The following is a 3,154-nucleotide window of genomic DNA, read 5'->3' as shown; positions in this document are numbered from 1 at the left end:
TGGTTCAGCAGGTTGTTGGCAGCGGCATAGAAGGTGTACTTGATGTCCTTGCCCCATGTGTAGCTTGCGTTCAGGTCGAGATAGTTAACCTTGTCGTAGTAGCGGCGCAGCTGTGCCTCTTCCTGATACTCCTCGTCGTCCTGGAAGGCAGAAGTGAAGTTGTAAGAGAGACGCACGTTCAGTCCGCCCTTGTCGAAGTAGAGCGACGCGTTGGCCATGTGCTCTGGCGAACCGGGCAGAGCCTGCTCGTCTTTGTTGCCGAATACTGACTTGACCACGTTGCTGTGAGTGTAGGTATAGTTGCCGTAGAAGCCGAAGCACTTGAGTGACGGATGTATGAATCCGAAGTCGCGCTGCAGTCCGAGCTCAACGCCCAGGAGGTCTGCGTCGAATGCGTTTACGGGTCGTGTTATCTTGCAGTCGTCGTAGTTTCCGTAGCTGCCTTTAGACACATGCTCAACCATATAGTCGTTGATGCGCTTGTAGAAGAGTGATGCAGACACCAGACCTACGCTCTTGAAGTAGTATTCTGCCGACAGGTCGTAGTTGTTAGAGATAACCGGCTTCAGGTCAGGGTTGCCCACGAACACCTCAACAGGCGATTCGGTGCGGTTGATGCTGCTGCCCGGCATCATGTGAGAGTATTTAGGACGTGCCAGCGTCTTGGTGTAAGATGCGCGCACCTTCAGGTCGTCTGTGGCGTTATATTTCAGCAACACGCTCGGCAGCCAGTTGATATAGTTGTTCTTGTAGGTGCCGGTCGGCTCGAGATATTCGTTCTCGTCCTCGTCAACAATCCAGTTGAAGCCGCTTGTCTTCAGGTTTGTGGCCTCCATTCTGAGTCCGAGCATAAGTTCAAGTTTCTTTCCGAGCTTCTGCTCAAAGCGCAGATAGCCTGCCGAAACCTGCTCTGTTGCGTCGTAGTTGCCTGCCGACTCCTCGAGCACCTGCTCGCCGCCCATGGCTGCCAGGTCAACGTGGCTGATGCCTCCGAGGTAGTTCTTGTCGATGAACATTGTCGACTTATACTGGCTTCCGGGCATGAATCCGTCGCGTATGCGGTTGATGTAGTAGTTAGAATAGTCGTCGCCGAACATTGCTTCGTAGCCGTCGGTGTAGTCGTAGCATACAACGTCCTTTGTCTTCGACTTGCGTGTGTATTTTCCTCCGAACTTAAGCTTGTTGCCGTAGAGTCCGTTTGCGAGCGGCAACTCGAAGTCGAGCTTGAACTTCCACTCGTTCTCTATGATGTTCTCGTTGGCGTTTGTAAACTCGTCGAGCTTCCATTCGCCCTCGTCGAGGTTGATGTATGTTGTAGAGTAGGGCTGGCGCAGTCCGGCGTCTGCCATGTTGATGGTTATGTCTTTCTGCTCAAGACTCATGTAGCGCTCGTCGGGGCGTCCCTCAGAAGCTCTTGAGAACGATGCCGACCAGTCGGCAGAGAGCTTGTCCCAGAGCAGGTGCTCGCCGCCAAGGGTGTAGTCCATGGTCTGCTGGCGCTCAAGTCGTGCGCCGCGGTTGTCGGCCGATCCTCCCTTGGTTTCTATCGTGGCCTTCATCTCTCCCTCGCCGTCTGCCAGGTCTTTGTATGACACGCGGTAGCGGTTCTCCCAGTCGTTGCGGCGGTTGTAGATACCGTTGAAGAACACTTTATGGTTGGGGTTGAACACGTAGTCGAGTGAGAGCGAGTAGCTCTGGCGCTCACGTGTAACGTAGTACTGTCTTACCTCGGCGTCGGTGAGCACCACCTTGCCGTCGTCGTCGATGTCGTATTCAAACTCAGTGTTGTCTGATCCAGCCGGTGAGTTCTGGTAAGATATGGCTGCCATGAAGCCCAGCTTGTCGTTGAAGAAGCGGTTGCCGTAGGTCAGTCCGAGGTTAAGCTGCGGCTTTTCGCTTATCCAGCTGTAGCCCGTTCCAGCCGTTATGTTGAACACTTCCTTGTACGGAGTGTTTTTGGTTATGAGGTTTATCGATCCGCCGATGGCGTCGCCGTCCATGTCGGCCGTAACAACCTTGTTCACTTCGATGGTCTGAATCATGTCGGCCGGTATGAGGTCGAGCTGCACGTTGCGTATGTCGCCCTCGGCAGAAGGCAGACGGTTGCCGTTGACGGTTACCGATGTGAGGTCGGGTGATGTTCCGCGCACCTGTCCGAAGCGTGCCTCGCCCTGGTCATACTGCACGTTGATACCGTTGATACGCTTCAGGGCGTCGCCGATGTTAGAGTCGGGGAACTTGCCGATCTGGTCGGCCGACACGACGTTGGTTATGTTAAAGTTATTCTTCTGAGTGTTTATCGCACGGCTCTGTCCGTGGAACGCTCCTTTTACCTCAACGCCCTTAAGCTCCATTCCCTCTGACAGCACGAAGTCTTTCACTTCTGTCTTTTCGGCAGATATGGTCAGTTTAGCCGTTGTCGGCTGGTAGCCTACGTAAGAAACCTTCACCGTGTAGACTCCCGGTTTCAGGTTGGGTATTGTGTAGAATCCGTTAGCGTCGCTAACAACACCTGTGTGCAGATTCTCGATCATAACGGTTGCGCCGGGCAACACCTGATTAGAGTTGTCGACGATTCGTCCGCGCATGGTTCCTAAGTTAGCTTCGTTAGAGTCAGTAACAGCCACTGCTGCTACAGAAAGCATCGCAGATAAGCAAAATAGCGATAATTTTTTGTAATTTTTTCTCATAAAAAACTAAAATAATTTTAACGCTGCAAAGGTCTGCATTCTGTGTTACAAAGCCGTTACGCTGCGGTTATAGTGTATTTAACAACTTGTTACAAATTTATTTCAATTTATTAAAATCTGTTTAAATACCTATTTATATACTCTTCGTGTTAACATAATATGACATTCTGACGGCTTTCGGGCAGGTTTTAGGGCGTGGCGCACGGGGTGGCGTGCGTGTGGCGGCGGGGGTGCTGTATATGGCTTGGCGGCGATGCGTCGGTATGCCCCTGCGTAACGCCCTGATGCTCAATGCGTTGCAAAAGGCCATGTTTTAGCCTGCAAAAGACGGCCTTTTGGCGTGTAAAAGGTGGCCTTTCGGAATGCAAAAGGGCACATATCGGAAAACGGCCGCTGCACGGGCACATTTCAGCACGGCACGGGCGCCGGCACGACATGCCCCGCAGGCAAGACAGAGCGGCGGC

General features: G+C 52.8%; 1 protein-coding gene. It reads right to left on the bottom strand.

Annotated elements, in window-relative coordinates; all coding sequences use genetic code 11:
• On the bottom strand, positions 1 to 2,690 hold a 2,690-nt coding region (locus QVO66_RS12200; RefSeq protein ID WP_441295436.1), incomplete at its 3' end, for a TonB-dependent receptor.
• Positions 2,691 to 3,154 lie beyond the last annotated feature (464 nt).

The sequence above is a fragment of the Prevotella sp. CAG:255 genome (assembly GCF_000431195.1).
Classification (GTDB): domain Bacteria; phylum Bacteroidota; class Bacteroidia; order Bacteroidales; family Bacteroidaceae; genus Prevotella; species Prevotella rara.
This window is presented reverse-complemented; position numbering and strand designations above follow the sequence as displayed.